Below are 7472 nucleotides of genomic sequence, written 5' to 3'. Positions count from 1 at the left end.
CACCCACCCTGGTGCGCGCGGCGTGATCGACGCCCACCTGGACAGCCTGGGCATGCAGCGCCACATTACGGCGCGCTGCGCGCATTTCAGCCTTATCCCCAGCATCGTGGCATCGAGCTTGCTTGTGTTGACCACGGGCCGCCAATATTGCGAGCGTTATGTGGAGCAGTTGCCCCTGGCCATCCTGCCCTGCCCGGTGCCTTTTCCCAGGCTCATGTATTACCAGCTTTGGCATGCGCGCACCCACCATTCGGCGGCGGCTGTGTGGCTGCGCGAATGTGTGAAAGCTGTCGCTTCTTCGCTACGAAAAGAATAGCTGCTTGGATATGCTGAACAAGCGCAAGAAGGTGTTTTCGTTCCTATAACAAGTTGTAAAACTGAGAGACAATCCCCGCATGAGTTCACCTCCTATTCCCTCCACCCCGGGGGCGTCGCCGCCGCCCCGGCTGCAGCTCGTGGGCATTACCAAGCGCTACCCGGCCGTGGTGGCCAACAGTGGTGTGTCGCTCACGGTGCTGCCTGGTGAAATCCATGCGGTGCTGGGCGAAAACGGCGCGGGCAAGTCCACGCTGATGAAGATCATCTACGGCTCGGTCAAGCCCGATGAAGGCAGCGTGTTTTTCAACGGCCAGGCCGTGCAGGTGCGCAATCCGCAAGAGGCGCGCGCCCTGGGCATTGCCATGGTGTTCCAGCACTTCAGCCTGTTCGATACCCTCACGGTGGCCGAAAACGTCTGGCTGGGCCTGGACAAGAGCCTTGCGCTGGCCGAGGTCACGCAGCGCATCAGCGCCAAGGCGGCCGAGTACGGCCTCGACATCGACCCCCTGCGCCCCGTGCACACCTTGAGCGTGGGCGAGATGCAGCGCGTGGAAATCATCCGCGCGCTGCTCACCAACCCCAAGGTACTGATCCTGGACGAACCCACCTCGGTGCTCACGCCCCAGGCGGTCGAGAAGCTCTTCGTGGTGCTGCGAAAGCTGGCCAGCGAGGGCTGCAGCATTCTCTACATCAGCCACAAGCTGCACGAAATTCGCGCGCTGTGCACCGCCTGCACCGTGCTGCGCGGCGGCAAGGTCACGGGCGTGTGCAACCCGGCGGAGGAGTCCAATGCTTCCCTGTCGCGCCTGATGATTGGCGCCGAGCCGCCTGAGCTGGAACACCGCGCGGTGCAGACTGGGAGCGCGGTGCTGCGCGTGCAGGGCCTGTCGCTGCCGCGCGCCGACCAGTTCGGGGTGGATCTGATCGACCTGCAGTTTGAGGTCAAGGCGGGCGAGGTGGTTGGCATTGCGGGTGTGTCGGGCAACGGGCAAAAGGAATTGCTCTATGCCTTGTCGGGCGAAGACCAACGGGCTGATGCCGCCAGCATCCAGGTCTCGGGCCAGAACGCAGGTCGCATGGGCCCCAGCCAGCGCCGCGCTTTAGGCCTGCACTTTGTACCTGAAGAGCGCCTGGGCCGGGGGGCCGTGCCCACCATGGGCCTGGCGCACAACCTGCTGCTCACGCGCACCAACGCGGTCAGCGGCAGCGGCTGGATCAAGGTGGGTGCGCTGCAAAAACACGCCGAGGACATCATCCGGCGTTTCAACGTCAAGGCCGGTGGCCCCAATGCAGCGGCCAAGTCGCTGTCGGGGGGCAACCTGCAAAAGTTCATCGTGGGCCGCGAGATCGACGCCAACCCGAAGCTGCTCATCGTCTCGCAGCCCACCTGGGGTGTGGACGTGGGGGCCGCTGCGCAGATTCGCGGCTCCATCCTTGCGCTGCGCGATGCGGGTTGTGCTGTGCTGGTGGTGAGTGAGGAGCTGGACGAATTGTTTGAAATCTGTGACAGGCTGCATGTGGTGGCCAAGGGGCACCTGTCGCCCTCGGTGCCCCGCGCTGAGGCCACGGTGGAGCGCATTGGCGAATGGATGAGTGGCCTGTGGCATGCCGACGTGCAGGCCCACCTGGCCCAGCAGCAACAGCAGGCCCTGGCCGGGGAGGTGCAGCATGCTTAAGCTGGAACCACGCCCCCAGGCTTCTGGCTTGTGGACCTATGGCTCGCCCCTGCTGGCGCTGGCCATCACAGTGCTGATTGGAGTCGCCTTGTTCGTGGCGCTGGGCAAAGACCCTGTGCGCGGGCTGCAGGTCTTCTTCTGGGAACCGATCAAGACGCCTTATGCCGTTGGTGAACTCATGGTCAAGGCCACGCCGCTGCTGCTGATTGCGCTGGGGCTGGCCGTGTGCTTTCGCTCCAACGTGTGGAACATCGGTGCCGAGGGCCAGTTTGTCATCGGCGCCGTGGTGGCGGGCGGCGTAGCGCTGCTGGCCGACAAGACCACCGGCCCCTGGATCGTGCCCGCCATCCTGCTCGCCGGGGTAATGGGCGGCATGGTGTGGGCGGGGCTCACGGCGCTGCTGCGCGACAAGTTCAACGCCAATGAAATCCTGGTGAGCCTGATGCTGGTCTATGTGGCCACGCTGGTGCTGGGCTACCTGGTGTACGGCCCGTGGAAAGACCCCATGGGCTACAACTTTCCGCAGACCAAGACGTTCGAGAAAGTGACGCAGATCCCGCGCCTGATGCAGGGCTCGCGCGTGTCCATCGGGCTCTTGCTGGCGCTGGCGGGAGCGGCGGCGCTGTGGGTTTTCCTGTTCCGAACGCGGGCAGGGTTTGCCCAGCAGGTAGGTGGGCTGGCACCCGCAGCGGCGCGCTATGCCGGCTTTTCATCGCGCCGCGCTCTGTGGACGGCGCTGCTCGTCTCAGGCGGTGCGGCCGGTCTGGCTGGCGCATTGGAAGTGGCGGGGCCCATCGGCCAGCTCACCCCTTATGTGCCGGCAGGCTACGGCTTCGCCGCCATCATCGTGGCCTTTGTGGGGCGCCTGCATCCGGTGGGCATGATTTTGTCGGCCATTCTCATGAGCATGTTCTACATCGGAGGCGAGCTGGCACAGTCGCGCATGGGCTTGCCCAAGTCGCTCACGGGCGTGTTCCAGGGCCTGCTGCTGTTCACGCTGCTGGCCTGTGACACGTTGATCGCCTACCGCATCCGCTGGGTGGCAGTGAAGGGAGGCAAATAATGGAATCCTACGCACTCCTGATTGGCGCCACGCTGAGCGCGGGCACCGTTCTGGCCATCGCGGCCCTGGGTCTCCTGATCAATGAAAAGGCTGGCATCGTCAACCTGGGCGCCGAGGGCATGATGCTCTGCGCCGCCATTGCGGGCTTTGCCACCGTGGTGCACACGGGCAACACCTGGCTGGGGTTTGCGGCGGGCATGGCCGCCGGTGCCGTGCTGGCGGCCATCTTTGGCGTGCTGGTGATCTGGCTCAATACCAATCAGTACGCCACCGGGCTGGCGCTCAGCCTGTTTGGTGTGGGCTTCTCTGCCTTTGCGGGCATCAGCTATGTGCAGGCCAAGCTGCCTGAGCTGCCCAAGTACGCGATCCCTGTGCTGAGTGATGTGCCGCTGCTTGGTCCCGCGCTGTTCCAGCAGCACCCGCTGGTGTACCTCACCATGCTTCTGGTGGCAGGGCTGATCTGGTTCCTGTACCGCTCGCGCGCTGGGCTGGTGCTGCGCTCGGTGGGCGAGTCGCCTGAGTCGGCCCATGCGCTGGGTTACCCGGTGCGTCGCATCCGCCTGGCTGCGGTGGTGGTGGGTGGTGCGCTATGCGGGTTGGCAGGCGCCTACATTTCCACCGTCTATACCCCATTGTGGGTAGAGGGCATGGTGGCCGGGCGCGGCTGGATCGCTCTGGCGCTCACCACCTTTGCCACCTGGCGCCCGGCACGGGTGTTGCTTGGGGCATATCTGTTTGGTGGCGTGACCATGCTGCAGTTCCATTTGCAAGCCACAGGAGTGCAGGTTGCCAGCCAGTTGCTGAGCATGCTGCCCTATGTGGCCACCATCGTGGTGCTGGCGCTGATATCACGCAATCCGGTGTGGATCCGCATCAATATGCCGGCGTCGCTGGGCAAGCCGTTTTATCCAGGCTCCTGAAAGGGACAGCTTGCGCGAAAATCTGGTTACCCTCTGGTAGATCGCACCATAATCATCGTTTTCGTCCCTCAACCTTTGCAAGTTTTACTTCTTCGATAAGGAAACCGACATGACTGATCTGCAGAAACGCTCCATGCTCAAGGTGGCAGCGCTCTCCGCTGTGGCCGCTGCCGCCCTCGTGGGCTGTGGCAAGAAGGAAGAACCGGCACCGGCCCCCGCGCCTGCTCCGGCACCTGTTGCAGAAGCGCCGGCCCCCAAGCCCGAGCCACTGAAGATCGCGTTTGCCTATGTCGGCCCGGTGGGTGACGGCGGCTGGACCTTTGCGCACGACAATGGACGCAAAGCCATCGAAAAAGAGTTCGGCGACAAGGTCGTGACGAGCTTCGTGGAAAGCGTGCCCGAGTCCGCTGACGCCGAGCGCGTGCTGCGCGACCTGGCCGGCCAGGGCAACAAGCTGATCTTCGGCACAACCTTTGGCTACATGGAGTCCATGCTCAAGGTCGCTGAAGATAACAAGGGCATCAAGTTCGAGCATGCGACCGGCTACAAGACCGCCGAGAACATGCGCACGTACGACAGCCGCACTTATGAAGGTGCCTACATGGCAGGCGTGATTGCCGGTGCCATGACCAAGTCCAACACGCTCGGCGTGGTCGGCTCGGTGCCGATCCCTGAAGTGATCCGTAACATCAACAGCTTCACCCTGGGCGCGCAGTCGGTCAACCCCAAGATCAAGACCAAGGTGGTCTGGGTGAACGAATGGTTCAGCCCCCCGAAGGAAACCGAAGCCGCCACCAGCCTGATCAACGGCGGTGCTGACGTGCTGTTCCAAAACACCGACTCGCCCGCCGTGCTGAAGACGGCGCAAGAAAAAGGCAAGCGCGCTTTCGGCTGGGATTCGGACATGACTGCCTACGGCCCCAAGGCCCACCTGGCATCCGCTGTGATCAACTGGGGCCCGTACTACATCAAGGCTACCAAGGACGCCCTGGAAGGTCAGTGGGCTTCGGGCCAAAGCTGGTGGGGCGTGAAGGAAGGCGCGATCGACATCGTCTCCATCGCTGAAGATGTGCCTGCCGACATCAAGACCAAGGTCGAAGGGATCAAGAAGGGCCTGGCCGACGGTAGTTTCGTGATCTGGAAGGGTCCTATCGTGGGACAGGACGGCAAGGAAGTGCTGGCGAAAGACGCAGTGGCCGATGACAAGTTCCTGGGCGGTGTGAACTTCTACGTCAAGGGCGTGGAAGGCAAGATCCCTGGCGGCGAGAAGAAGTAAGCCCAAGGGGTAGTCAGCAAGCCTTGGGGCTTGCTGTACACAGCAAGGGGCTGCCAGCGGGCGGCCCTTTTTCGTTTCTGGTTTTGTGGTGGAACATGTTCCTGGAGGTGCTGGCAGATGGTCGAATCAGGTTTGTGGCACCCGGTGGCTTTGGTGGGCGACGTTGCGCACGCGCCCGTCGCCGTGCAGTTGCTGGAACAAGCCGTGGTGCTATGGCGCAACGCCTCTGGCGTGGTGCAGGCGTTTGCCGACCAATGCCCGCACCGGGGCGCCCGGCTGTCGCTGGGCCGTGTCACGCCGCAGGGCCAGTTGGAGTGCCCCTACCACGGCTGGCTGTTTGCAGACGACGGCCATTGCACCCAGGTGCCCGCGTTGCCCGCGTTTGTGCCGCCGCCCGGCCATTGCGCGCGGACCTTCGCGGCGCGGGAGGCCCATGGCCTGGTCTGGGTGCGCATGCAAGATGGCGTTGACGTGCTGCCTGCTTTCGCGGCCGAAGACGACACGCGGCTACGCAAGCTCAACTGTGGGCCCTACGACGTGGCGGCCAGTGCGCCGCGCATCATCGAGAACTTTCTGGACATGTCGCACTTCGGCTTTGTTCACGAAGGCTGGCTGGGCAGCCGCGATGCCACCGCCATTGATGACTACCGCGTGGAGGCGACCCCCACCGGCCTGCTGGCCACGGGCTGTAAGGCCTGGCAGCCGCAGTCCAACCTGCATTCCACGGCAGCCGCGCAGGTCGAATACACCTATGAGGTCACCGCGCCCTATGCCGCAGTGCTGACCAAGGTGCCCGAGGCGGGCACCACGGCGGTGGATGGCTGGCGGGAGTCGATCGCATTGTTCATTTGCCCGATCACCCCGGTGCGCAGCCGCGTGTGGTTTCGGCTGGCCGTGGCAGATTTTGATTCGCCAGACGAGAAGTTGCAGGCGTTCCAGCACACCATCTTCACGCAGGACCAGCCCGTGCTGGAGTCGCAGACGCCACAGTGCCTGCCGCTCGACCTGCGGGCAGAGTTGCATACCGCCGCCGACAAGGCATCATCTGCCTATCGCCGCTTTCTGCGCCAGAGTGGCATCACCTTTGGAGTCTGCTGATGTTCAAAATCCCTCCCATTTCCGCCGAGCGCCTGCCTGGTCTGCTGCGTGCCATGCCCAAGGCAGAGCTGCACATCCACATCGAGGGCTCGCTGGAGTCTGAGCTGATCTTTGCCCTGGCGCAGCGCAACGGATTGACCTTGCCCTACGCCAGCGTGGAGGAGTTGCGCAGCGCCTATGCGTTCACCAACCTGCAGAGTTTTCTGGACATCTACTACGCTGGTGCCAGCGTGCTGCTGCATGAGCAGGACTTCTACGACATGGCGCGTGCCTACCTGGCCCGCGCAGCGCGTGACAACGTGCTGCATGCCGAAATCTTCTTCGACCCGCAGACGCACACTGCACGCGGCGTGGCCATGGAAACGGTTATCAACGGCCTGCATCGCGCCTGTACAGATGCGCGCATGGAGCTGGGCATCAGCGCCACACTTATCCTGTGTTTTCTGCGCCACCTGAGCGAGGAGTCGGCGTTTGAAACGCTGGAGCAGGCCATGCCGCTCATTGACAAGATCGTGGGCGTGGGCCTGGATTCGAGCGAACTCGGCCACCCGCCCGAGAAGTTTGCGCGTGTGTTCGCCCGCTGCCGAGAACTGGGCCTGCACCTGGTGGCCCATGCGGGCGAGGAGGGGCCCCCTGCCTACATCTGGAGCGCGCTCGATGTGCTCAAGGTCGAGCGCATCGACCATGGCGTGCAGGCCGTGCACGATACCGCCCTGATGCAGCGTCTGGCGCAGGACCGCATTGCGCTCACGGTGTGCCCGCTGTCCAACCAGAAGCTCTGCGTGTTCCCCAACCTGGCTGACCACAACCTGGGCAAGTTGCTTGATGCCGGGCTTGCCGCCACGGTCAATTCAGACGATCCGGCCTATTTTGGCGGCTACATCAACGAGAACTTCACCCAGGTGTTTGCCGCTGCGGGCCTCACGGCCAAACATGCCTATCAGTTGGCGTTCAACAGTTTTGAAGCCAGCTTTGCTGGCAATGCCGACAAGCGGGTGTGGGAGCACAAGCTCAAGGAAACCTTTGAGCGGTGTGTGGAGCACGACTACTGAGGTTTGCGCATGGGGCTGCGGGCATCGGGGGGGGCTGTTTGGTATGCAGTCTCCCGCGCGGCAGGGGGC

At 63.5% G+C, this 7472-nt stretch carries 7 protein-coding genes; all 7 read left to right on the top strand.

Translation table 11 applies throughout. From position 1 onward, the window contains the following. The coding region (locus DBR12_RS04270; RefSeq protein WP_233244295.1) for a LysR substrate-binding domain-containing protein at positions 1 to 316 on the top strand (316 nt) is incomplete at its 5' end. 79 nt (positions 317 to 395) lie between these two features. Further along, positions 396 to 1994 carry an ABC transporter ATP-binding protein gene (locus DBR12_RS04265; RefSeq protein WP_108616111.1) on the top strand — a complete coding sequence of 533 codons (1599 nt, stop codon included), beginning with the start codon at positions 396 to 398 and terminating at the stop codon, positions 1992 to 1994. Further along, a complete protein-coding gene (locus DBR12_RS04260) occupies positions 1987 to 3057 on the top strand; it encodes an ABC transporter permease (RefSeq protein WP_108616110.1) in 1071 nt (356 codons plus the stop codon). The genes DBR12_RS04265 and DBR12_RS04260 overlap by 8 nt, the downstream gene beginning before the upstream one ends. Then, positions 3057 to 3977: an ABC transporter permease gene (locus DBR12_RS04255; protein ID WP_108616109.1), complete on the top strand. Its 921-nt coding sequence runs from the start codon at positions 3057 to 3059 to the stop codon at positions 3975 to 3977. Before DBR12_RS04260 ends, DBR12_RS04255 begins: the two co-directional genes overlap by 1 nt. Positions 3978 to 4086: 109 nt before the next feature. After that, complete coding sequence (locus tag DBR12_RS04250) at positions 4087 to 5253, top strand: BMP family ABC transporter substrate-binding protein (RefSeq protein ID WP_108616108.1); 1167 nt, start codon at positions 4087 to 4089, stop codon at positions 5251 to 5253. 117 nt (positions 5254 to 5370) lie between these two features. Further along, positions 5371 to 6351, top strand: a complete 981-nt coding sequence (locus DBR12_RS04245; RefSeq protein ID WP_108616107.1) for an aromatic ring-hydroxylating dioxygenase subunit alpha — start codon at positions 5371 to 5373, stop codon at positions 6349 to 6351. After that, entirely contained in the window at positions 6351 to 7403 is a 1053-nt protein-coding gene (locus DBR12_RS04240; protein ID WP_108616106.1) for an adenosine deaminase, read from the top strand. The genes DBR12_RS04245 and DBR12_RS04240 overlap by 1 nt, the downstream gene beginning before the upstream one ends. The last annotated feature ends 69 nt before the right edge of the window (positions 7404 to 7472 follow it).

Origin of the sequence: Acidovorax sp. HMWF029, from assembly GCF_003060895.1 — a bacterium.
Lineage (GTDB): Bacteria > Pseudomonadota > Gammaproteobacteria > Burkholderiales > Burkholderiaceae_C > Acidovorax.
Note: the sequence above shows the minus strand (reverse complement) of the source record. Positions and strands in the feature narration are given on the sequence as shown.

Bases quoted from the DNA above. Each gene is read 5' to 3' on its own strand.
- DBR12_RS04265 (WP_108616111.1), top strand. From the start codon at position 396: ATGAGTTCACCTCCTATTCCCTCCACCCCGGGGGCGTCGCCGCCGCCC.
- DBR12_RS04260 (WP_108616110.1), top strand. From the start codon at position 1,987: ATGCTTAAGCTGGAACCACGCCCCCAGGCTTCTGGCTTGTGGACCTAT.
- DBR12_RS04255 (WP_108616109.1), top strand. From the start codon at position 3,057: ATGGAATCCTACGCACTCCTGATTGGCGCCACGCTGAGCGCGGGCACC.
- DBR12_RS04250 (WP_108616108.1), top strand. From the start codon at position 4,087: ATGACTGATCTGCAGAAACGCTCCATGCTCAAGGTGGCAGCGCTCTCC.
- DBR12_RS04245 (WP_108616107.1), top strand. From the start codon at position 5,371: ATGGTCGAATCAGGTTTGTGGCACCCGGTGGCTTTGGTGGGCGACGTT.
- DBR12_RS04240 (WP_108616106.1), top strand. From the start codon at position 6,351: ATGTTCAAAATCCCTCCCATTTCCGCCGAGCGCCTGCCTGGTCTGCTG.